Genomic DNA, 24,827 nt, shown 5'->3' on the forward strand with positions numbered 1-24,827 from the left:
TTAATGAACCTCGACCACAGTGCCCTGCAATTTATGCAAGGCATCGTTGACCGCATCCGGCATCAGCTGGCGCAGGCAGTTGTAATGGCCGAACCGGCAGGTACGGTCGAAGCATGGGCTGCAATCCAGACCCAGCCGAACGATTTCGACGTGCTCGGCCAGCGGCGGGGTGAAACCCGGCGACGTCGAGCCGTAGACCGCCACCAACGGACGGTTCAACGCCGCCGCCACGTGCATCAGGCCGGAGTCGTTGGACACCACCGAATCGGCACAGGACAACAGGTCGATGGCCTCAGCCAGCGAGGTGCCGCCGCTGAGGTTGACCGATTCTTCACGCAAGCCGGGAATCAGCCGTGCGCGGATGTCTTCACCTACCGCGTGGTCGTTTTTCGAGCCGAACAACCACACCTGCCAGCCTTCGCGAATCCGCGCTTCGGCGACCTTGGCGTAGTGCTCGGACGGCCAGCGCTTGGACTCGCCGAATTCGGCACCGGGGCACAGGGCCAACACCGGACGGTCGAGAGTCAAACCGAACTTGGCCAGTGCCGCTTCGCGGGTCACCGGATCGATTTGCAGGCTCGGACGTGGATACGGTTTCGGCAGTTCGGCGTTCGGCTCGTAAGCCAGGGCCATGAAGCGCTCGATCATCAGCGGATAACGTTCTTTATCCAGCGTGCGCACGTCATTGAGCAGGCCGTAGCGGAATTCGCCGCGCCAGCCGGTGCGTTGCTTGATGCCAGCAAAAAAAGGCACCAGCGCCGACTTCAGCGAATTCGGCAGCAGGATCGCCTGATCGTACTGGCCGGCCAGGGATTTGCCGATGCGCCGACGCGTCGCCAGTTCCAGCGCGCCATGGCCGAGCGGAAAGCTCAAGGCCTTGCGCACTTCGGGCATGCGTTCAAGGATCGGCCGGCTCCACTCGGGGGCCAGCACGTCGATTTCGCATTGCGGGTGGCGATGTTTGAGACACTGAAACAGTGTCTGCGCCATCACCATGTCACCGACCCAACTGGGCCCAACGATCAGAATATTCATGTGGTTTCCATAAACGAACCGGGGAGGCATTTACGCCTCCCCGCCTCGAGAATCACTGAGGGAGCGGCGCCGCTTGCGATGGGTCATTACCTTCAACATGACTGTCGACTGTCACTCCGCTATCGCGAGCAGGCTCGCTCCTACATGGTTTGTTCGTGTCTCAATCTGCAAATCACCACAAGTCCCTGTGGGAGCGTGGCTTGCCCGCGATGAGGCCATCACATCTGAAAGCGACGGTGGCTGACACTCCGCCATCGCGGGCAAGCCCGCTCCCACAAGGTATTCGATGCTTCAAATATCCGGTTTCAGCTTAGCCCCAACTCTTTCCAGATCCGCAATACCTGCCGGCGTTCCTCGACAAACTGGTCGCCTGCAATCACCCCGGCGTCCTTCTGCAAGGCCTGCCGGTGGGCGGCGGAGCGGTAAGCCTTATAGGCTTCGCGCAACAGGCTGGCGTCTTCGGCGGGCATCAGCCCTTCGTGTTCCAGCTCTTCCAGAATGCGGATGTTATCGGTCCAGCGCAGCAATGGCGGGTGGCTGTGCGACCACGCCAGGGCCGCGTATTGCACCATAAATTCAATATCGACGATACCTCCGGCGTCCTGCTTGAGGTCGAACGGCGCCGTGGCCTCGAAGGCATTAGCCGCCGTACCGGCCGCGGTACCCTTGGTGCCGAGGTTGTCGCGCATCTTGGCGCGCATCTCGCTGACTTCCTGTTGCAATTTCGCCAGATCCCGCGCTTTACCCAAAACCTGCGCGCGGACTTTCTCGAAGGCCTGGCCGACATCCTGACTGCCCACCAGCACCCGCGCCCGCACCAGCGCCTGATGTTCCCAGGTCCAGGCTTCATTTTCCTGATAGCGCTCGAAGGCACCGAGTGAACTGACCAACAGCCCCGACGCGCCGGACGGGCGCAAACGCATGTCCACTTCGTACAGCTGACCGGAGTTGGTCTGCGCCGTCAGCAAGTGAATGATCCGCTGCCCCAGCCGGGTGAAGAACTGCGCGCCATCGATCGGCTTCGGCCCGTCGGTTTCCGCCTGCGGATCGCCGTCATGGATGAACACCAGATCCAGGTCCGAACCATGCCCCAGTTCCAGCCCGCCGACTTTCCCATAACCGACAATGATGAACCCCGGATCGCACAAACTGCCATCGGTGCGCAGCGGCGTGCCGTACTTGGCCACGGTCTGGCGCCAGGCCAGGGCCAGTACTTGCTCGAGAATCGCTTCAGCCAGCCAGGTCAGGTAATCGCTGACTTTCATCAACGGCAGGCTGCCGGCGATTTCCGACGCGGCGACGCGCAAGCGGTGCGCCAGTTTGAAGTGACGCAGGGCTTCCATCTGCTGTTCGAGGTCGTCTTCGGGGATCCGCGTCAGGCGCTCGCGCAGCTCGGCGGCCAGTTCCGGCGCCAGGGGCGGCTTGAACAGCCGGCCTTCGTTGAGCAATTCGTCGAGCAGCAGCGGGAAACGGGTGATCTGTTCGGCGATCCACGGACTGGCCGCACACAGCGTCAGCAAGCGCCGCAGGGCGCCGGGGTTTTCCGTCAGCAACACTAAATAAGCCGAGCGTCGGGCCACGGCTTCGACCAGTGGCAACACTCGTTCCAGCACCAGATCCGGGTTGTCATGCTCCACCGCCTGCGCCAGCAGGCGCGGAATAAACGCATCGAGACGCTCGCGACCCAGCCGCTGCATCGCGCGCAATTGCGGACTGCCACGCAGGCTCGCCAGCGCTTTCAGGGCCTTGGTCGCATCGGCGAAGCCGCCCTCTTCGAGCTGCCGGCAAGCGGCCTCTTCATCCTGCGCCTCTTCCCACAGCGGCAACCACTCACCGCCGACCACCACTTCGCAGTCGGCGCCCTCTTCTTCATCGGGATCGGCGATCACCTGCGCAAAGTGCCAGGCCACCCGGCCGCGCCAGAACATCAGTTTTTCGTGGAAAGCTGCCCAATCGGCAAAACCGAGCATGAACGCGATACGCGCCTGATCCTGAGCGCCGTCCGGCAACATCTGGGTCTGGCGATCGGCAATCGCCTGGATCGCATGCTCGGTGTAACGCAAAAATTCATAGCCTTCGCGCAATTCACTAATGACTGCCGGTGGCAGATAGCCTTGCCCTTCCAGCGTGCTCAATACCTTTAATAGAGGACGCTGCTGCAGACTCAGGTCGCGCCCGCCGTGGATCAACTGGAAAGCCTGGGCGATGAACTCGACTTCGCGGATCCCGCCGGAGCCGAGCTTGATGTTATCGGCCATGCCCTTGCGCCGCACTTCTTGCTGGATCAACTGCTTCATGGTGCGCAGCGCTTCGATCGCCGAGAAATCCAGATAACGCCGATAGACGAAGGGGCGCAGCATGTCGAGCAACTGCGCGCCGGCAGTCTGATCGCCGGCCACCACCCGCGCCTTGATCATCGCGTAGCGTTCCCAGTCGCGACCCTGATCCTGGTAATACTGCTCCAGCGCATTGAAGCTCAGCACCAGCGCGCCAGACGAACCGTACGGGCGCAGGCGCATGTCGACGCGGAACACGAAGCCGTCGACGGTCATCGGGTCGAGGGCTTTGATCAGGCGCTGACCGAGACGAATGAAGAATTCCTGATTATCCAGCGCACGTTTCACGCCGACGGTTTCGCCGCCCTCGGGGTAGGCAAAGATCAGGTCGATGTCCGACGACAGGTTCAGCTCCACCGCGCCGAGCTTGCCCATGCCGAGGATGACCATCTGTTGCGGCAGACCGCTGCGCCGACCGGTCGGCGTGCCGAACTGCTGGCAATGGCGGCTGTACAGCCATTGATAAGCCTGATCGATGGTGGCGTCGGCCATGTCTGAAAGATCGCGGCAGGTCTGTACCAGATCGGCCTGGCGGTTCAGGTCGCGCCAGATGATTCGTACCTGATGGCGAGCGCGCTGGCGACGCAGGACACGACCGAGCTCATCTTCGCTTTGCGCGGTGTTCACGGCGGCGGCAATCTGCGCGCAGAGTTCACCCGGCGCGTACGGCCGGTCGAGTTCGCCGGACTGCACCAGCGTCAGCAACATCAAAGGGTCACGAACGCTCTGTTCAATGACGAAATCGCTGGCGGCACCGACGCGGGCGAATTGCGCCCAACGCTCCGGTGTCCAGTTCGACAGGCCGTGATCGTCTTCAAGGGAGGCCACGGCCGTACGGAACGACTGCTCGGATCGAGTGACCAACGGCAGGAGAATGGCGGGGAGTTCAGCGAGCACGGGCAGGGTCATGGTCTATCCTTGATCGGCGTGTAAATGGCCGCTTGTAGTGTTTGATGAAAACCCGCTACGCGAAGGACTGTCGAACAAAAGTTAGAAATAGCTGAAATTTCTTCTTCTTTGGCATCCAGCATCAAACTTTCACCTTTTTTGGATGGTAATCGACCAACCTTAACGATTATTCTCACAACGCAGTCGGAGGCCACAAGCCTTTCCTCTGTAGTTTTACTACTCGTCTATACAGGCGAAAGGCTGAAATGCTCAAAGATTTGTAGTAAAACTACACGCCGCCGGAACAACCTGTCGGCAATCCAAGAATTTTAAATCGTCTGCCCACAAGGCCAGTCGCAAACTCAGGCAACCGATTCTGGAAGCCTTTCCGCCCTGGAGCAAGCCATGCAAGACCTCGATCCCGTCGAAACCCAGGAATGGCTGGACGCCCTGGAATCGGTTCTCGACAAAGAAGGCGAAGACCGTGCTCACTATCTGATGACCCGTATGGGTGAACTGGCGACCCGCAGCGGTTCGCAGCTCCCTTACGCCATCACCACGCCTTACCGCAACACCATCCCGGTAACCCACGAAGCACGCATGCCTGGCGACCTGTTCATGGAACGCCGCATTCGCTCGCTGGTGCGCTGGAACGCGATGGCCATGGTAATGCGTACGAACCTGAAAGATTCTGACCTGGGTGGTCACATCTCCAGCTTCGCTTCCAGCGCGACCCTGTATGACATCGGCTTCAACTACTTCTTCCAGGCCCCGACCGACGAACACGGCGGCGACCTGATCTACTTCCAGGGCCACACCTCGCCAGGCGTTTACGCCCGTGCATTCATGGAAGGCCGCATCACCGAAGACCAGATGAACAACTTCCGCCAGGAAGTCGACGGTCAGGGCCTGTCGTCCTATCCGCACCCTTGGCTGATGCCTGACTTCTGGCAGTTCCCGACCGTATCCATGGGTCTGGGTCCGATCCAGGCGATCTACCAGGCTCGCTTCATGAAGTACCTGGAACACCGCGGTTTCATCCAGCCGGGCAAACAGAAAGTCTGGTGCTTCCTGGGCGACGGCGAGTGTGACGAGCCGGAATCCCTGGGCGCGATCTCCCTGGCCGGCCGCGAGAAGCTGGACAACCTGATCTTCGTCATCAACTGCAACCTGCAGCGCCTCGACGGCCCGGTTCGCGGCAACGGCAAGATCATCCAGGAACTCGAAGGCGTGTTCCGCGGTGCTCAGTGGAACGTGACCAAAGTCATCTGGGGCCGTTTCTGGGACCCACTGCTGGCCAAGGACGTCGACGGCATCCTGCAACGTCGCATGGACGAAGTCATCGACGGCGAGTACCAGAACTACAAAGCCAAAGACGGCGCGTTCGTTCGCGAGCACTTCTTCAACACGCCTGAACTCAAGGCGATGGTTGCCGATCTGTCCGACGACGAGATCTGGAAACTCAACCGCGGCGGCCACGACCCGTACAAGGTCTATGCGGCGTACCACGAAGCGGTCAACCACAAAGAACAACCAACCGTCATCCTGGCCAAGACCATCAAGGGTTATGGCACCGGTGCCGGCGAAGCGAAAAACACGGCGCACAACACCAAGAAAGTCGACGTCGACAGCCTGAAGTTGTTCCGCGACCGCTTCGACATCCCGGTCAAGGACGAAGAGCTGGAGAACCTGCCGTTCTTCAAGCCAGAGCCAAACAGCGCCGAAGCCCGCTACCTGAGCGAGCGCCGTGCTGCACTGGGCGGTTTCGTACCGCAGCGCCGCGCGCAGAGCTTCAGCGTGCCGACCCCGGATCTGGACACCCTGAAAGCCATCCTCGACGGCTCGGGCGACCGTGAAATTTCCACCACCATGGCCTTCGTGCGCATCCTCGCGCAACTGGTCAAGGACAAGGAAATCGGCCCGCGCATCGTGCCGATCATCCCGGACGAAGCCCGTACCTTCGGTATGGAAGGCATGTTCCGTCAGTTGGGCATCTACTCCTCCGTCGGCCAGCTCTACGAGCCAGTCGATAAAGACCAGGTGATGTTCTACAAGGAAGACCAGAAAGGTCAGATCCTTGAAGAAGGCATCAACGAAGCAGGCGCCATGAGCTCCTTCATCGCTGCCGGTACTTCGTACTCCAGCCACAACCAGCCGATGCTGCCGTTCTACATCTTCTACTCGATGTTCGGCTTCCAGCGTATCGGTGACCTGGCCTGGGCCGCTGGCGACAGCCGTACCCGTGGTTTCCTGATCGGCGGCACCGCCGGCCGTACCACCCTGAACGGTGAAGGACTGCAACACGAAGACGGTCACAGCCACCTGCTGGCCGCGACCATCCCGAACTGCCGCACCTACGATCCAACCTACGGCTACGAGCTGGCGGTGATCATTCAGGACGGCATGAAGAAGATGACCGAAGAGCAACAGGACATCTTCTATTACATCACCGTGATGAACGAGTCGTACCAGCAGCCAGCCATGCCGGCCGGTGCCGAAGAAGGCATCAAGAAAGGTATGTACCTGCTCGAAGAAGACACCCGCGATGCAGCGCATCACGTACAGCTGATGGGCTCCGGCACCATCCTGCGTGAAGTGCGTGAAGCGGCGAAGATCCTGCGTGAAGAGTTCAACATCGGCGCCGACGTATGGAGCGTCACCAGCTTCAACGAACTGCGTCGCGACGGCCTGGCCGTAGAGCGCAGCAACCGTCTCAAGCCTGGCCAGAAGCCCAAGCAGAGCTACGTTGAAGAGTGCCTGAGCGGCCGTAAAGGTCCGGTCATTGCCTCTACCGACTACATGAAGCTGTTCGCCGAGCAGATCCGTCAGTGGGTACCGTCCAAGGAATTCAAAGTCCTGGGCACCGACGGTTTCGGCCGCAGCGACAGCCGCAAGAAACTGCGTCATTTCTTCGAAGTCGACCGTCATTTCGTGGTGTTGGCAGCCCTGGAAGCACTGGCTGACCGTGGTGATATCGAACCTAAAGTCGTGGCAGAGGCCATCGTCAAGTTCGGCATCGACCCGGAAAAACGCAACCCACTGGACTGCTGAGGAGACATTTTGTGAGCGAACTCATTCGCGTACCTGACATCGGCAGCGGTGAAGGTGAAGTAATTGAACTGTTTGTGAAGGTCGGCGACCGCATCGAAGCCGACCAGAGCATCCTGACCCTGGAATCGGACAAGGCCAGCATGGAAGTGCCGGCCCCGAAAGCCGGCGTCATCAAGAGCCTGAAAGTCAAGCTGGGCGACCGCCTGAAAGAAGGCGACGAACTGCTCGAGCTGGAAGTCGAGGGCGCCGCGCAAGCGGCTCCTGCGCCTGCCGCTGCACCGGCCAAAGCCGAAGAAAAACCGGCTGCTGCCGCTCCTGCCGCGCCAGCCGCTGCCCCGGCTGCCGCTTCGGTGCAGCAAGTGCACGTGCCGGACATCGGTTCGTCGGGCAAGGCCCAGATCATCGAGATCCAGGTCAAGGTCGGCGACACCGTCGAGGCTGATCAGTCGCTGATCACCCTGGAATCCGACAAGGCCAGCATGGAAATCCCGTCGCCTGCCGCAGGCGTGGTCAAGGCCATCAGCGTCAAGCTCAACGACGAAGTCGGCACTGGCGACCTGATTCTGGATCTGGAAGTGGCGGGCGCTGCGGCCCCGGCTGCGGCCGCTCCGGCCCCGGCTGCTGCTCCGGCCGCTGCCGCTGCTCCAGCACCGACCGCCGCGCCAGCTGCACCGGTTGCCGACAGCGTTCAGGACATCCACGTTCCGGACATCGGTTCGGCCGGCAAGGCCAAGATCATCGAAGTGTTGGTCAAGGCTGGCGACAGCGTTGAAGCCGACCAGTCGCTGATCACCCTCGAATCCGACAAGGCAAGCATGGAAATCCCATCGCCTGCCGCTGGCGTGGTGGAAAGCATTTCCATCAAGCTGGACGACGAAGTCGGTACCGGCGACCTGATCCTCAAGCTGAAAGTCAAAGGCGCAGCCCCTGCTGCTGCCCCGGCTCCAGCTGCCGCTGCTGCTCCGGCACCGGCCGCTGCTGCTCCGGCTGCCGCAGCACCTGCTGCTGCCGCTCCGGCTGCGGCACCTGCCAAGCCTGGCGCGAAAGTTCACGCCGGCCCGGCCGTGCGTCAACTGGCCCGTGAGTTCGGCGTCGAGCTGAGCGCCGTTGGCGCCAGCGGTCCGCACGGTCGCATCCTCAAGGAAGACGTGCAGGTTTACGTCAAGGCGATGATGCAGAAGGCCAAGGAAGCGCCAGCTGCTGGCGGCGCAACCGGCGGCGCGGGCATCCCGCCGATCCCGGTGGTGGACTTCAGCCGCTTCGGTGAAATCGAAGAAGTGCCGATGACCCGCCTGATGCAGGTCGGCGCCGCCAACCTGCACCGCAGCTGGCTGAACGTGCCGCACGTGACGCAATTCGACTCGGCGGACATCACCGAGCTGGAAGCCTTCCGTGTTGCGCAAAAAGCCGTCGCCGAGAAGGCCGGCGTCAAGCTGACCATCCTGCCGCTGCTGCTCAAGACCTGCGCGCACCTGCTCAAGGAGCTGCCGGACTTCAACAGTTCGCTGGCACCAAGCGGCAAGGCGATCATTCGCAAGAAGTACGTCAACATCGGTTTCGCGGTCGACACCCCGGATGGTCTGCTGGTACCGGTCATCAAGAACGTCGACCAGAAGAGCCTGCTGCAACTGGCCGCAGAAGCTGCTTCGCTGGCTGAAAAAGCCCGCACCAAGAAGCTTTCTTCGGACGAAATGCAAGGCGCCTGCTTCACCATTTCCAGCCTCGGCCACATTGGCGGCACCGGCTTCACGCCGATCGTCAACGCGCCGGAAGTGGCGATCCTCGGTGTTTCCAAGGCAACCATCCAGCCAGTCTGGGACGGCAAAGCCTTCCAGCCGAAACTGATGCTGCCACTGTCGCTGTCCTACGATCACCGTGTGATCAACGGCGCCGCTGCTGCACGCTTCACCCAGCGTCTGGGCAGCCTGCTGGGCGACATCCGCACCATCCTGCTGTAAAGCGTTCGGCCCTCCGGCAACGGAGGGCCGATCGCGTTCCACGTTTTCGAGCGCCACACGCTCGTACCTCAACCCCGTCAGTTTGACGGGGCTTTTTTTTGCCCTGAAAAAAGTGCAGCGGCTCTTCCTACAAGTTCGGTTTACTTGAACTACGACTGCAGTCGAATTCGTCCCGATATTTTTCACCGACAGGCAACTAATCTCTGCCCTCGGATTAAATAACGTTTTTCCCGAGTTATTTATAAAAAACGAAACTTACTCGAACGGACTCGAATATGTTCAAGCCAACTATTGGCCCGATTATCGGCCACACGACAACTCATCACGCGCGTATATTCATGCGCGCCGACAAGCAAGGCAACGCACCGGTATTTGCCGCCATTCGCTATCGGAAGTCTGGAACACAACAGTGGTCAGCTAGTATTTTCGCCGAACCCAGTGCGCTGCGCGACATGACCGAAGTGTTCACCCTCAACAACTTGAGCAGTGACACCGAATATGAATACCAGACCGGCTGGTTCAGCCCGATGAATCCGGTCCATACCGTGGACAGTGTCGCCGAACTGCCGCTGCAGTGGCCGCGGGAAATCTATCGATTGCGCACCCGCTCAAGCAATGCCCTGCAGCCAAAGGCCTATATCGTCGGCTCTTGCCGCTATTTGCGCATGACGGCGGGGGTGCCGGTGCTGCCCCATCTGGGTGACCGGATCTTTGCCTCCATCAACCAATTGATCGAAGGTGCGCAGCCGCCGATCAGTGCCACCCTGATGACGGGTGATCAGGTTTATGTCGACGACCTTAATCTGTTTGCACCTGATCGTGAATATAAGGACATCCTCAGTAAGTACCGTGCGGCATTTTCTCAGCCGAATATTCAGCGTTTGATGTCCGGCACTTCGACTTATATGATCCTGGACGATCACGAAATCGAAGACAATTGGCCGGCGAATGCCGAACAATCAGATCAAGTGCTATATCGCAACGCCATGGCCGCCTATGAAATCTATCAAGTCAGCCACAGCCCGGCGCATGAACTTACAACTAACGAAAAGGTGAATCGGGCAAAACTCGAGCACTACTGGTATCAATTCAGTGACGGTGATATCGAATGGTTTGTGACCGACAGCCGCACCCGCCGCAACTTGTCAGCTGATGATCGCCGCATACTCGATGAGGCGCAGGAACAGGCACTGCTCAAGTGGCTGACCAACAGCCCGGCGCGGGTGAAATTCGTCGTGACCAGCGTGATGTTCTACCCGGATCGCAAATTGCACGGCGACGATGCCTGGAAAGCCTTCCCGGAGCAGCGCCTGCGCCTGCTGGAAACCATCCGCACCCGACGCATCAACAATGTCGTGTTTGTCTCAGGCGACGTGCACGGCTCGCTGACTTCGCGCCTGACCCACAGCGAAGACCCGGACTTCGAAGTCCATACCATCGTTTCCTCACCGTTTTACAACAGCAAGCTGCTGCCCTATGCCAAGGCGTCAACGTTCATCCTCGATCGACCGCTGGCGCGCACGGCGACGGGTGATTATCAGCATGAGTTGACCAGCCCGGTCGTCAGCGAAGACAACTTCGCCCATGTAGTCGTCGAGACTGATCAGATTCTGGTCAATTACCATGATCGTGATGGCAAGAAGCTGCAATCGATCAGCATCAAATTGCGTTGAATTCTGAAAAGATCGCAGCCTTCGGCAGCTCCTACATTGGCATGCATCCCTTGTAGGAGCTGCCGCAGGCTGCGATCTTTTGCTCTTTTCAACCACACACTGGAGAAATGCCCCGAGCGGCCGACACATTCTTATAGCACTTGGCCTTCATCTCTCTTGTCAGTCGGTGCCGCAATGATGCAACCTTGCCGCAGGCAACAGTAAAGAGGGCGAGAGCCCGCGCGTTCAGCATATTTCCAAGCGAGTTCCTTCATGAAGAGCCAACCCGATGCCGCCAGCCGTATGGCGGCCGAGGTAGTGACGCAGTTGCCTGTGCCCTCGCGGCTCGGCATGCTGCGTTTCGAGCGCTTGAATGAAGCGAGCTGGGCGATGCTGTTTCTCGATCCCAACTGCGAACGCCAGTTCGGCCAGCCGGCCGTCGAATTGTGTGCCTTGGTCGGCTCGCCCTACGCCAGTCTGATGGAGCCGGAAGCGCGCTATCAGTTGCACGACGCGATCCAGCAGCAACTGCGCGACAGCCCGCATTATCTGGTGCGCTACACCCTGCACACCGCCGCTGGCGTGCTGAGCATCCTCGAACTCGGCGAAGCCTATAAACAGCACAATCGGCACTTGCTGCGCGGTTATTTGCTGGCGGTCGATGATGTCTTCGACGAAGCACCAGCGCTGCCCTCCGTCGACCTCGAAACCCAGAACTCGCGGCTGCAGATCGCCTTGGAGCTGAACCAGCGCGCCCAGCAGGAACAACTGCAGCACCTTGATCGGGTCCGCGCCCAGCAGGATCTGATTCTGCTGCTTGCCCGCCAGCGCTACAGCAGCCACAACTCGCTGCAGGAAGCCGCCGAACTGATCACCCGCTGCGCCTGCGACATCTATGAAATCGACTGCGCCAGCCTGTGGAACCTCGAAGGCAATCTGCTGGTGCCGATTTCCGCGTATCACCGCGCAACGCAGGAATACCTCCTGCCGGAGGTGATCGACATCAGCGGCTTCCCCGACTACATGGAAGCGCTGCACGGCAGCCGCGCCATCGACGCGCACAATGCGATGCGCGACCCGCGCACCCGCGAGATGGCCGAAGCCCTGCGCCCGCGCGACGTCAACGCCATGCTCGACGCCAGCATCCGCGTCGACGGCCAGGTGGTCGGCGTGCTCTGTCTGGAGCAGACCGGCGTGACCCGCGCCTGGCAGTCCGATGAAATCGCCTTTGCCGGTGAACTGGCGGATCAGTTCGCCCAGGTCATCAACAACCACAACCGCCGCACCGCCACCAGCGCCCTGCACCTGTTCCAGCGCGCGGTCGAGCAAAGCGCCAACGCCTTTTTGCTGGTCAATTGCGACGGCGTGGTCGAGTACGTCAACCCGAGTTTCACCGCGATCACCCAGTACTCCACCGAGGAAGTCCACGGCCAGCGCCTGTCGGAACTGCCGGCCCTGGAAAACCTCAGCGAGCTGCTGTTTGACGCGCCGTCGGCGCTGGCCAAGAGCAACAGCTGGCAGGGCGAATTCAAAAGCCGGCGCAAGAACCTCGAACCGTATTGGGGCCAGTTGTCGATCTCCAAGGTGTATGGCGATAACCGCGAGCTGACGCACTACATCGGCATCTACGAAGACATCACTCAGACCAAACTGGCGCAACAGCGCATCGAGCGTCTGGCGTACACCGACAATCTGACCAACCTCGGCAACCGCCCGGCGTTTATCCGCAATCTGGACGAGCGCTTCGCCCGCGATAGCGATACGCCGATCAGCCTGCTGCTGGTGGACATCGACAACTTCAAGCGAATCAACGACAGCCTCGGTCACCAGACCGGCGACAAACTGTTGATCAGCCTCGCCCGGCGCCTGCGCAACAGCCTCAGCCCGAGCGGCAGCCTCGCGCGGTTCGCCAGTAACGAGTTCGCCGTACTGCTCGACGACACGGATCTCGCCACCGGCCAGCAGATCGCCAACCAGTTGCTGGCGACCCTCGACAAACCGATGTTCGTCGACAACCAGTTGATCAGCGTCACCGGCTCCGTGGGCCTGGCCTGCGCGCCGCTGCACGGACGCGATCCGCAAACCCTGATGCGCAACGCCGGCCTCGCTCTGCACAAAGCCAAGGCCAACGGCAAGCATCAGGTGCAAGTCTTCACCGAAGCGCTGAATGCCGAGGCCAGCTACAAACTGTTCGTCGAGAACAACCTGCGCCGCGCCCTGACCCAGAACGAGCTTGACGTGTTCTACCAGCCCAAGCTATGCCTGCGCAGCGGTCGCCTGCTGGGCATGGAAGCACTGCTGCGCTGGAACCATCCGGAGCGCGGGATGATCCGCCCGGATCAGTTCATCAGCGTTGCTGAAGAAACCGGCCTGATCATTCCGATCGGCAAGTGGATCGCCCGCCAGGCCTGCCGCATGAGCAAAGCGCTGACTGCCGCAGGCATGGGCAATCTGCAAGTGGCGATCAACCTGTCACCCAAGCAGTTCTCCGACCCGGATCTAGTCGCGTCCATCGCCAACATCCTCAAGGAAGAAGCGCTGCCGGCCAGTCTGCTCGAACTGGAGCTGACCGAAGGTTTGCTGCTGGAAGCCACCGAAGATACGCACTTGCAGCTCGATCAGCTCAAGCGCCTGGGCCTGACCCTGGCCATGGACGACTTCGGTACCGGTTATTCGTCGCTCAGTTACCTGAAGAAATTCCCGATCGACATCATCAAGATCGATCGCAGCTTCATCCACGAAATCCCCGACAACCAGGACGACATGGAAATCACCTCCGCGGTGATCGCCATGGCGCACAACCTGAAGCTCAAGGTCGTGGCCGAAGGCATCGAGACCGCCGAGCAGTTGGCGTTCCTGCGTCGCCACCGGTGCGACGTCGGCCAGGGCTACCTGTTCGACCGGCCGATCCCCGGTGGTGAGCTGATCCAGGCGCTCAAGCGCTACCCGCGCGGCCCGCTCTGCCTGTAGCCCTCGCCGCCCTTTCATATAGGAGCAGCCTGCGGCAGCTCCTACATTGAATAGTGCGAAATCCGGCATCATTCGGCACACTGGCGGTCTGATTTTTTACATCCCATCCTGACTGAGAGGAACGATCATGGTTCTGCGCTCGGAAATTCTGGTGAACAAAAACGTGCTACCGACCAAAGACCAAGCTCTACCCGGCCGCGAGACCGCGATGACCCTGCCTGAAAAGCATTTCGTCTTCGAAGAAACCCCGTTGCTCGGCCCGTTTTTCCAGGACGTCGACTTCGCGATCTTCGGTCTGGGTTGCTTCTGGGGCGCGGAGCGCCGTTTCTGGCAGCGCGAAGGCGTGGTCAGCACCGTGGTCGGTTACGCCGGTGGCTACACGCCGAACCCGACTTACGAAGAAGTCTGCTCGGGCCTGACCGGCCACGCCGAAGTGGTGCTGGTGGTGTATGACAAAGCCAAGGTCAGCTACGAAGAGCTGCTGGCGATGTTCTGGGAGCTGCACAACCCGACGCAGGGCATGCGTCAGGGCAACGACATCGGCACCCAGTACCGTTCGGTGATCTACGCCACCTCGCCAGAGCAACTGGACGCTGCGCTGAAGAGCAAAGCGGTGTATCAGGCTGAGCTGTCGAAGGCCGGACTGGGCGACATCAGCACCGAAATCGAACAGGCGCCGACCGTGTATTTCGCCGAGGCCTATCACCAGCAATACCTGGCGAAAAACCCTGAAGGTTATTGCGGGATCGGCGGCACCGGCGTGTGCATGCCACCGAGCCTGGCGGGTAACTAAACCCCAAAGCATCGCGGGCAAGCCCGCTCCCACAGGTTTAGCGCCGACTTCAAAATGGCGCAGTACTTTGTGGGAGCGGGCTTGCCCGCGAAGGCGTCCGTTCAGACACCGCTAAAACAGTTGATCAGCTTTCAGCAATCAACCAATCCATCTGCCATCCACCCTGAGTCTGCCCAAGCTTCTTCGACAACCACGGCAGCAACTCGCGCAATTCTTCCTCCAGCCCCCACGGCGGATTGGCAATCGCCATACCGGAGCCGTTCAGGCTGTTCGGCGTATCCAGCGGATGCACCAACAGTTCCACGCGCAGCAACTTCGGCGCACCGGTACCGGCCAGATCCTGATAGAAACGGCGCAACGCACGCTGATCCTTCACCGGATACCAGATCGCCGCAACGGTCTGGCGCATGCGGCCAATCGCTTCTTTCAGCGACGCCGCACACTTTTGCATCTCGTCGAGCTGTTCGAACGGCGGATCAATCAACATCACCGCGCGTTTCTCCTGCACCGGCAACATCGCCCGCGCCACATGCCAGCCCTCGCCCAGATGCACCTTGACCCGACGATCACCGGCCATGTTCTCCTTGAGCTGCACGCCGTCTTGCGGGTGTTTCTCATTGAGCATCACCCGATCCTGCGGCCGGGTCAGACGCCGCGCCAGCTCCGGTGACCCCGGGTAGTAACGCAACTGACCATCCGGGTTCATCTCGTGCAGCACCTTCATGTAGTCGGCGGTCAGCGCCGGCAGATCCGGCTGATCCCACAAACGTGCGATGCCTTCCAGGTACTCGCCGGTACGGTTGGCCTGATCGCCCTGCAAGTCATACAGACCGATACCGGCGTGCGTATCGAGATAGGCAAACGGCTGCTCCTTGCGCGACATCAGGGCGATGAGGCGGGTCAAGGTCAGGTGTTTGAACACATCGGCGTGATTGCCGGCATGGAAGGCGTGACGATAATTCATGGCTGCTCCTGCGAGGGCCGTGAAGTTTACCTTTTACCGGGCGGCAAGTCAGGGGTTGGGGGCTGAGCGGCCCTCTTACACCTTAAGATCCGGCCCAATACCTGTGGCGAGGGGATTCATCCCCTCGCCACAGTTCAGTTGCCTCGACAACCCATCGAAAGCTTTATCAAAGCCCAGGACGCGAACATCGCTGATCCTTGGACTTCGCCCGGAAATTTCATCCTGCTTCGTCCTGCAAATGGTCCAATAACGCCGATTGCGACGTTTCTTCCGACGCTGAAACCCGGAAAAACCGCCTGACCTTGCAACGTAAAACCGGCTCGGGAAAGGCCTCGAACAAGGCAGGATGCTCCTCGCTCAGCCACTGCACAGCATTGCCGATGCGAATGTCATCAGCTGTTGCGGCCAAGACCGATCCCGTTACTTTCCACCAAGGAAACACTCGCCCCGAAACCTGCGCCCTGCCCCCGATCTCCACGGTCTGTCCATTGATCAAGCCGCGCGAAATCACCGGCATCAACTGCGCAGATTGCACTTCGTCGGACTTTAGGATCGGCAACACAAAACGCCCATCCCAGAAGCGAAAAAACACTGCTGCGCCGTCCGGCATCAGCACTTGAGTCAGGCTGCGAAAGTGCTCAACTACCACCTCCAGGCTCGCCGAGGACACCGCCAACCACCCCCAGTCGCGAGACTCGGTAGAGGCCACCCAATCGAGAAACGCACTGTCCGCCGCGACAACTCCTACAAAGGGCATTACCTCGTCCCACTCGGCGTAGATCGTGTCCGCCCAGATCGGGTGGGGTCCGACCAGCGGAGGCCTGGCGTCGCTGGCATTACTGAAAATCGCGAACAGTTGCTCCGCAGGTTTCAGCGGCTCACGCGCCAGCCACGCTGAAGGCGTCAGGCACTCAGGCTGCACAAACACCGTCCTTGCAGCGCTCGCACTCTTCGCAGAATGGCGCATCACCTTTAAAGCTCATGATTTGTGCGGCGGTGAGCATGGCCGCCGGTGCCGCTGCAAGTTTCGCTGGCAACCCCGGCACACCGGGTGCCGCGCTCATCGCCGCCATCGGCGCGCCACCGACTTGAATCGGCACGCTACTGAAGATCCCGCCAGGCCCGATGTTGATCCACTGCCCGCCGGCCTGAATCGTGGCGCTCGCGCCGCCGTCGATCACCACTTGTTGCCCGGCACTCACGTGGATTTGTGCGCTGGCGCTGGTGGCCTGGTTGCTCACCCGAATATGCCGATCGCCGACCACCGTCAGGTGATCGTCCTGTTTGACTTCGGTCAGACGCTGGCCGTGGGTGATGCGTTGTTCGTCGGCCTTCAACTCATGTTTGGCGGTGCCGGTGACGACGATGCTGCGCTGATTGTCGACCTGCACCTGCTGGTCGTGCAGTACATGCTGGGTCCAGTTGCGCTGGGCGCGCAGGTAGATTTCTTCGGCGCCCTTTTTGTCCTCGATGCGCAGCTCGTTGTAACCACCGCCACCGGGGCTGCTGTGGCTGCGGAAGATGCTGCGGGTCTTGTCCGCCGGGAGGTCCAGCGGTACCGGGGTCGCGGCATTCGGCAGGCACCCCATCACCAACGGCTTGTCGGCATCGGCGTCGATGAAACCGACCAGCACTTCCATGCCGACTCGCGGGATCAGCACGCTGCCGTAATGGTCATGAGCCCAACCGGTTGCCACACGCAGCCAGCAACTGGAATGCTCGTTGAGCTCGCCGTCGCGATCCCAGGCCAGTTGCACCTTGACCCGACCGTACTCGTCGCAGTGGATTTCCGCGTCGTGCGGCCCGGTGACGACGGCAGGTTGATAGCCAAGCATTCGTGGCTTTTCCGGGCCGAGGGCTGGGCGGAAGAACACCTCCCACGGCGTAGCAAGAAAGGTATTACGGTAACCCTGGAATGTTTCCCCATCGCTGGTCACCGATTCCTCCAGCACTTGCGGCTGTCGGCCACGGTGTTCAATGGCGGTGAGCAGCCACAGATCATTCCAGTCCAGGCGCGGGTGTTCGGTCAGTTGCAGGAAATGTCCGCAAACCAGTGCAGACACGTCGCTGATGCCCTCGGCCTGACGGTAATCGGCGACATGCCTTTCCAACGCACGCTGCGCCAGATGCTTGCCCGTCTCGCGATCGCTGAACTGGCCGGGAAAACGATAATCCTCCAGCACCGGGCGCTGCTCTCTGTCGCTGCGGCTTTGCAGTTGCAAGTGCGGTTTTTCAAAGTTGTAGTCGCGCCGGGTGACCACGCTGGTGCGGGTTTCTACCCGGACATTGAAACGCTGGATGGCGGGTGCACCAGCCGACATTCCGCTCCCCGGCAGATACAGCGTGGGCTCGGCCAGGCGCGGAAACACCGTTTGATCGTCGCCGAACACCAACAGATGGCCTTCAGGACTGTGCTGAAAGTGGTAATGAATGCCGACCTCGGCACACAGGCGCTGAATGAACGCCAGATCGCTCTCGGCGTACTGCACGCAATATTCGCGCACCGGGTAATCACTGCCGAGACGAAACTCGAAGGCGTCACGCAGGATCGCGTGGTCCTTGAGGATCCGCGCCACGATTTGCGGCACCGTCTGATGCTGAAAAATCCGCTGGTTGATGCGATGCCCGAGGTAAGTCAGACGCGGTACCAGGCTGAGGTGATAGCGCGTCAGACGTTTCCCGGAATCACCCTGCCCGACTCGATAAATCTGACCATGGACACCGGAACCTTCTGCATCGAAGCTCAGAAACGCCTGACGATGCAGCAGGCTCTCGAGGTCCAGATCGGGCCGTTCACTGACCAGTTCCAGCTCGAAACGAAAGGGTTGGCTGATGGCTTCCTTGCCCGTGAACTCAAGGACTTTGAGATCAAATTGGGCGCCTTCGAGGGTCAACGTGAAACGCGGTTGATTGGCAGGCGCGAACATCCGATGTGTCTCTGCAGATTGAGGGCGGGCGATTCTGCATGAGGGATAACGGGTGTTGGACGGGTGACGGGAAAATCAGATTTGCCCTACTTTTTCTGGCGAAAAAGCCTTCGGATATTGGCGCAATCGACTACAGACATATCCCCCAAAACCACCACTGGACCTGTGGGAGCTGGCTTGCCAGCGATGAGGCCGGCACATCCAACTTATTCGCTCACTGACACACCGCCATCGCTGGCAAGCCAGCTCCCACAGGGTTCTCCAAGTTCTTGAGAAATCACAGGCATAAAAAAACAGCCCGCCTCCTGTAGGAAACGGGCCGTTTTTCTGTGAGCCGAAGCTCAGTGCATCACTTGTTCAGGTGGAAATTTTTTTCCGCCGCTTCGAAGCGCTGCACCATGCCTTTGGTTGGCTCGCCCATTTTGCTGACGATGTAGATCGCCAGGCTGGCGAAGATGAAGCCCGGGATGATTTCGTACAGACCCATCACCTCGAAATGCTTCCACACCACCACGGTGATGGCGCCGACCAGGATGCCGGCCAGTGCGCCGTTGCGGGTCATGTCTTTCCAGATTACCGAGATCAGCACCACTGGACCGAACGCGGCACCGAAACCAGCCCAGGCGTAGGACACCAGGCCCAGCACGCGGTTTTCCGGGTTGGCGGCCATGGCGATAGCGATCAACGCCACCAGCAACACCATCGCGCGGCCCACCCAGACCAATTCAACCTGGGAGGCGGATTTGCGCAGGAAGGTTTTGTAGAAGTCTTCGGTCAGGGCGCTCGAGCACACCAGCAACTGGCAGCTCAGGGTGCTCATGACAGCAGCGAGAATCGCCGACAACAGGACACCGGCCACCCACGGGTTGAAGAGGATTTTCGCCAGTTCGATGAACACCCGTTCGTGGTTCTCGGTGACTGGGCCGGCCACTTCCGGGTGCGCCGAGAAGTAGGCGATACCGAAGAAGCCCACGGCGACGGTGCCGCCCAGGCACAGGATCATCCAGGTCATGGAGATGCGACGGGCGTTGGCAATCGACTTCACCGAGTCAGCGGCCATGAAACGCGCGAGGATGTGCGGCTGACCGAAGTAACCCAGACCCCAGCCCATCAGCGAGATGATGCCGATGAAGGTGGTGCCCTTGAGCATGTCGAAGTTGCTTGGATCCTGGGCTTCGATGGCGAGGAACGTGGTATCGACGCCACCAGTGGCCAGCAACACGATGATCGGCGTCAGCAGCAAAGCGAAGATCATCAGCGTGGCTTGCACGGTGTCAGTCCAGCTCACCGCGAGGAAACCGCCGACGAAGGTGTAGGCAATTGTCGCCGCAGCACCGGCCCACAGCGCCGTCTCGTAGGACATGCCGAAGGTGCTTTCGAACAGACGGGCACCGGCCACAATGCCGGAAGCGCAGTAAATGGTGAAGAACACCAGAATCACCACCGCCGAAATGATGCGCAGCAGGCCACTTTTGTCTTCGAAACGACTGGAGAAGTAGTCCGGCAGGGTCAGGGCATCGCCGTTGTGCTCGGTCTGCACGCGCAGACGGCCGGCGACGAACAGCCAGTTCAGGTAGGCACCGACGATCAGGCCGATGGCGATCCAGCTTTCGGACAGACCGGACATGTAGATGGCGCCCGGCAGGCCCATCAGCAACCAGCCGCTCATGTCGGAAGCACCGGCGGACAAAGCCGTTACCACGCTGCCGAGGCTGCGGCCGCCAAGAATGTAGTCGGAAAGGTTGTTGGTGGAGCGATAGGCCATGAAGCCGATCAGCACCATTGCTGCGATGTAGATCACGAACGTGATCAGTGTTGGATTGCTTACGCTCATTAAGTTACGCCCTGGCTTTGTTTTTATGTAGCAGCGGTGATCAATCGCACACAAACGACGATGTTTGGCAGACGAAACGGGATCCCGCGCATTTAGGACTGATGTTTCCCCAGGAAAGCCACCAGCCGATACACCGGGTATTCCCGGTTGCACCTTGGGCGCGAATGCTATGCAACAAAGTAAAAAAGGTGCAACCAGTTTCTGGCGATTAAGTTGCACCTAGTCGGATATACCGATAAATACGCGGTTTTTGCTCCTTTTTAGCGCAGTCACTGCGCTCCGCTAGAAGTAAAAGCACCAAGCAGGAGCGGCACGTCAGTACCAGAAAATAATTCCTGACGAAGCGTTTATTTTTCCGACAAAAAAAGGGTTGCACCCGGTTGCACCTCTTTCGGCGCACGGCTAATCTTGCCGCCAGCTGATGCCACGCAACTGTGGCAACCATGAGGATAAAAATATGGCTACCACCACCCTTGGGGTCAAACTCGATGACCCGACCCGCGAGCGCCTGAAGGCTGCCGCGACCTCGATTGATCGCACACCGCACTGGCTGATCAAGCAGGCAATTTTCAATTACCTGGAAAAACTCGAGGGTGGTGCAACCCTGACCGAGCTGAACGGTTTGACCGCCAAGGACAGCGACGACGCCGGTGAAGTCCACACCGATCACGCGCACCAGTGTTTCCTCGAATTCGCTGAAAGCATCCTGCCGCAATCGGTACTGCGCGCCTCGATCACCGCTGCTTACCGTCGCCCTGAGCCGGAAGTGGTGCCGATGCTGATCGAGCAGGCGCGCCTGCCGGCTCCGATGGCCGAAGCCACCAACAAACTCGCCGCGACCATCGCGGAAAAACTGCGTAACCAGAAAAGTGCCGGCGGTCGTGCAGGCATTGTTCAGGGCCTGCTGCAGGAATTTTCCCTGTCGTCCCAGGAAGGCGTGGCCCTGATGTGCCTGGCCGAAGCGCTGCTGCGCATCCCGGACAAAGGCACTCGCGATGCGCTGATCCGCGACAAGATCAGCACCGGCAACTGGCAGCCGCACCTGGGCAACAGCCCATCGCTGTTCGTCAACGCCGCGACCTGGGGTCTGCTGCTGACCGGCAAACTGGTGTCGACCCACAACGAAGCCGGCCTGACTTCGTCGCTGAGCCGGATCATCGGCAAGAGCGGCGAGCCGATGATCCGCAAGGGCGTCGACATGGCCATGCGCCTGATGGGCGAGCAGTTCGTCACTGGCGAAACCATCGCCGAAGCACTGGCCAACGCGAGCAAGTTCGAAGCCAAGGGCTTCCGTTATTCCTACGACATGCTCGGTGAAGCGGCGCTGACCGAACACGACGCGCAGAAGTACCTGGCGTCGTACGAACAAGCCATCCACTCGATCGGCAAAGCGTCTCACGGTCGTGGGATTTATGAAGGCCCGGGCATTTCCATCAAGCTCTCGGCCCTGCACCCGCGCTACAGCCGTGCGCAATACGAGCGCGTGATGGACGAGCTGTACCCGCGCCTGCTGTCGCTGACCCTGTTGGCCAAGCAATACGACATCGGCCTGAACATCGACGCCGAAGAGGCTGATCGTCTGGAGCTGTCGCTGGATCTGCTCGAGCGCCTGTGCTTCGAGCCACAGCTGACTGGCTGGAACGGCATCGGTTTCGTGATTCAGGCGTATCAGAAGCGTTGCCCGTACGTGATCGACTACGTGATCGACCTGGCTCGCCGCAGCCGTCATCGCCTGATGATCCGTCTGGTGAAAGGCGCGTACTGGGACAGCGAAATCAAGCGCGCCCAAGTCGAAGGCCTGGAAGGCTATCCGGTGTACACCCGCAAGGTGTACACCGACGTTTCCTACATCGCCTGCGCGCGCAAACTGCTGTCGGTGCCGGAAGTCATCTACCCGCAGTTCGCCACGCACAACGCCCACACCCTGTCGGCCATTTATCACATTGCCGGTCAGAACTATTACCCGGGCCAGTACGAATTCCAGTGCCTGCACGGCATGGGCGAACCGCTCTACGAGCAGGTTGTCGGCAAAGTGTCCGAAGGCAAGCTGAACCGTCCGTGCCGCGTGTACGCACCGGTCGGTACCCACGAAACCCTGCTGGCGTACCTCGTGCGTCGTCTGCTGGAAAACGGCGCCAACACCTCGTTCGTCAACCGCATCGCCGACCAGTCGATTTCGATTCAGGAACTGGTGGCCGATCCGGTGGCACAGATCGAGCAGATGGCGACCGTGGAAGGTGGTTTCGGCCTGCCGCACCCGCGCATTCCGCTGCCGCGTGACCTGTACGGCGCCGAGCGCGCCAATTCCGCCGGCATCGACATGGCCAACGAACATCGTCTGGCCTCGCTGTCCTGCGCGCTGCTCGCCACTGCGCACAACAACTGGAAAGCCGCGCCGATGCTCGGTTGCGCTTCCAGCAACGAAGCCCCGGCGCCAGTGCTGAACCCGGCGGATCACCGTGATGTGGTCGGTCACGTGCAGGAAGCTACCGTCGAAGATGTCGACAACGCGATCCAGTGCGCGCTGAATGCTGCGCCCATCTGGCAGGCCACCCCGCCAGCCGAGCGTGCAGCAATTCTGGAACGCGCCGCTGACCTGATGGAAGGCGAGATCCAGCCACTGATGGGCCTGCTGGCCCGTGAAGCCGGCAAGACCTTCGCCAACGCCATCGCCGAAGTGCGTGAAGCGGTCGACTTCCTGCGTTATTACGCGGTGCAGGCGCGCAACGATTTCAGCAATGACGCCCACCGCCCACTGGGCCCGGTGGTGTGCATCAGCCCGTGGAACTTCCCGCTGGCCATCTTCAGCGGTCAGGTCGCTGCCGCACTGGCCGCCGGCAACCCGGTACTGGCCAAACCGGCCGAGCAGACGCCGCTGGTCGCCGCGCAAGCCGTGCGCTTGCTGCTCGAAGCCGGGATTCCCGAAGGCGTGCTGCAACTGCTGCCGGGGCGCGGTGAAACCGTTGGTGCCGGTCTGGTCGGTGATGAGCGCGTCAAAGGCGTGATGTTCACCGGCTCCACCGAAGTCGCGCGCCTGCTGCAACGCAACATCGCCGGTCGCCTCGACAGCCAGGGCCGTCCGATTCCGCTGATCGCCGAAACCGGTGGCCAGAACGCGATGATCGTCGACTCTTCGGCCCTGACCGAACAAGTGGTGATCGACGTGGTGTCCTCGGCCTTCGACAGCGCTGGTCAGCGTTGCTCGGCCCTGCGCGTGCTGTGCCTGCAGGAAGATTCCGCCGACCGCGTCATCGAAATGCTCAAAGGCGCGATGGCTGAAAGCCGTCTCGGCAACCCTGAGCGCCTGTCCGTGGACATTGGCCCGGTGATTGACGCCGAAGCCAAGGCCGGTATCGACAAGCACATCCAGGCCATGCGCGATAAAGGTCGCAGCGTGTATCAGGTGGCTATCGCCGACAGCGAAGAAGTCAAACGCGGCACCTTCGTCATGCCGACCCTGATTGAGCTGGAAAGCTTTGACGAACTGCAACGCGAGATCTTCGGCCCGGTGCTGCACGTGGTGCGCTACAAGCGCAAGGACATCGACCAGTTGATCGGCCAGATCAATGCCTCCGGTTATGGCCTGACCCTCGGCGTACACACCCGCATCGACGAGACCATCGCCAAGGTGATCGACAACGTCAACGCCGGTAACGTCTACGTCAACCGCAACATCGTCGGTGCCGTGGTCGGCGTGCAGCCATTCGGCGGCGAAGGCCTGTCGGGTACGGGCCCGAAAGCCGGTGGTCCACTGTACCTCTATCGTCTGCTGTCGACGCGTCCTACGGACGCCATCGAACAATCCTTCGCTCGCGGTGATGCGCTCGTCGCCCCGGACGTGCGTCTGCGTGAGGCCATGAGCAAACCGCTGAACGCTTTCAAGGCCTGGGCCGAGAGCAACCAATACGCCGAACTGAGCACCCTGTGCGTGCAATACGCCGCGCAGTCGCAAAGCGGTATCACCCGCGTGCTGGCCGGCCCGACCGGCGAGAAAAACAGCTACGCGATCCTGCCGCGTGAACACGTGCTGTGCCTGGCGGACGTCGAAGGCGATCTTCTGACCCAACTGGCGGCGGTATTGGCGGTCGGCGGTTCGGCGGTATGGCCGGAATCCGACATCAGCAAGGCCTTGTTCGCACGCCTGCCGAAGGACGTTCAGGCGCGGATCAAACGGGTTGCCGACTGGCACAAGGATGAAGTGGTGTTTGATGCCGTGCTGCATCATGGTCATTCCGACCAGTTGCGTGGCGTGTGCCAGCAGATTGCCAAGCGGGCCGGTGCGATCGTTGGCGTTCAGGGCCTGTCCCAGGGCGAGAGCAACATCGCGCTGGAGCGCCTAGTGATCGAGCGCGCGTTGAGCGTCAACACGGCGGCGGCGGGGGGTAATGCGAGCCTGATGACTATCGGTTAAAAACCGTT

13 protein-coding genes are annotated in these 24,827 nt (G+C 60.6%); 6 read left to right on the forward strand and 7 right to left on the reverse strand.

Translation table 11 applies throughout. The features are described 5' to 3' along the window. From waaF to OC71_RS28475, 3 genes are all read right to left on the reverse strand, one after another. Positions 1-1,035 (reverse strand): lipopolysaccharide heptosyltransferase II, encoded by a 1,035-nt coding sequence (waaF, locus tag OC71_RS06335; RefSeq protein WP_041065855.1) that lies wholly within the window; start codon positions 1,033-1,035, stop codon positions 1-3. Between the two features lie 305 nt (positions 1,036-1,340). Continuing rightward, positions 1,341-4,280 (reverse strand): bifunctional [glutamate--ammonia ligase]-adenylyl-L-tyrosine phosphorylase/[glutamate--ammonia-ligase] adenylyltransferase, encoded by a 2,940-nt coding sequence (gene glnE, locus OC71_RS06340; protein WP_041065857.1) that lies wholly within the window; start codon positions 4,278-4,280, stop codon positions 1,341-1,343. Beyond that, positions 4,277-4,402 carry a hypothetical protein gene (locus OC71_RS28475; protein ID WP_256198919.1) on the reverse strand — a complete coding sequence of 42 codons (126 nt, stop codon included), beginning with the start codon at positions 4,400-4,402 and terminating at the stop codon, positions 4,277-4,279. The genes glnE and OC71_RS28475 overlap by 4 nt, the downstream gene beginning before the upstream one ends. A 262-nt stretch (positions 4,403-4,664) precedes the next feature. On the opposite strand from OC71_RS28475, the gene aceE reads away from it, so the two are divergent. The 5 genes from aceE to msrA all read left to right on the forward strand — a co-directional run bounded on the left by aceE (position 4,665) and on the right by msrA (position 14,683). Beyond that, a complete protein-coding gene (aceE, locus tag OC71_RS06345) occupies positions 4,665-7,310 on the forward strand; it encodes a pyruvate dehydrogenase (acetyl-transferring), homodimeric type (protein ID WP_003220999.1) in 2,646 nt (881 codons plus the stop codon). Between the two features lie 11 nt (positions 7,311-7,321). Further along, a complete protein-coding gene (aceF, locus tag OC71_RS06350) occupies positions 7,322-9,268 on the forward strand; it encodes a dihydrolipoyllysine-residue acetyltransferase (protein ID WP_041065862.1) in 1,947 nt (648 codons plus the stop codon). A gap of 275 nt (positions 9,269-9,543) precedes the next feature. Further along, complete coding sequence (locus tag OC71_RS06355) at positions 9,544-10,941, forward strand: alkaline phosphatase D family protein (RefSeq protein WP_041065863.1); 1,398 nt, start codon at positions 9,544-9,546, stop codon at positions 10,939-10,941. 252 nt (positions 10,942-11,193) lie between these two features. After that, on the forward strand, positions 11,194-13,890 hold the full coding sequence (locus OC71_RS06360; protein ID WP_041065866.1) for a bifunctional diguanylate cyclase/phosphodiesterase: 2,697 nt from the start codon (positions 11,194-11,196) through the stop codon (positions 13,888-13,890). 127 nt (positions 13,891-14,017) lie between these two features. Next, a complete protein-coding gene (msrA, locus tag OC71_RS06365) occupies positions 14,018-14,683 on the forward strand; it encodes a peptide-methionine (S)-S-oxide reductase MsrA (protein WP_007967332.1) in 666 nt (221 codons plus the stop codon). Positions 14,684-14,807: 124 nt separating this feature from the next. On the opposite strand, the gene OC71_RS06370 is transcribed toward msrA, so the two are convergent. The 4 genes from OC71_RS06370 to putP form a co-directional block, all read right to left on the reverse strand. Continuing rightward, positions 14,808-15,647, reverse strand: a complete 840-nt coding sequence (locus OC71_RS06370) for a 23S rRNA (adenine(2030)-N(6))-methyltransferase RlmJ (RefSeq protein ID WP_041065871.1) — start codon at positions 15,645-15,647, stop codon at positions 14,808-14,810. Positions 15,648-15,864: 217 nt separating this feature from the next. Beyond that, positions 15,865-16,569, reverse strand: a complete 705-nt coding sequence (locus OC71_RS06375; protein ID WP_041065873.1) for a DUF4123 domain-containing protein — start codon at positions 16,567-16,569, stop codon at positions 15,865-15,867. Next, positions 16,559-18,574, reverse strand: a complete 2,016-nt coding sequence (locus tag OC71_RS06380; protein WP_041065876.1) for a type VI secretion system tip protein VgrG — start codon at positions 18,572-18,574, stop codon at positions 16,559-16,561. Before OC71_RS06380 ends, OC71_RS06375 begins: the two co-directional genes overlap by 11 nt. Before the next feature lie 349 nt (positions 18,575-18,923). Then, positions 18,924-20,408, reverse strand: coding sequence for a sodium/proline symporter PutP (gene putP / locus OC71_RS06385; RefSeq protein ID WP_041065879.1), 1,485 nt, complete (start codon positions 20,406-20,408; stop codon positions 18,924-18,926). Between the two features lie 457 nt (positions 20,409-20,865). Here putP and putA point away from each other — a divergent pair, with 457 nt between their 5' ends. Continuing rightward, positions 20,866-24,819 (forward strand): trifunctional transcriptional regulator/proline dehydrogenase/L-glutamate gamma-semialdehyde dehydrogenase, encoded by a 3,954-nt coding sequence (putA, locus tag OC71_RS06390; RefSeq protein WP_041065882.1) that lies wholly within the window; start codon positions 20,866-20,868, stop codon positions 24,817-24,819. Positions 24,820-24,827: the final 8 nt, after the last annotated feature.

Origin of the sequence: Pseudomonas sp. W15Feb9B (assembly GCF_000828175.1) — a bacterium.
GTDB classification, from domain to species: domain Bacteria; phylum Pseudomonadota; class Gammaproteobacteria; order Pseudomonadales; family Pseudomonadaceae; genus Aquipseudomonas; species Aquipseudomonas parakoreensis.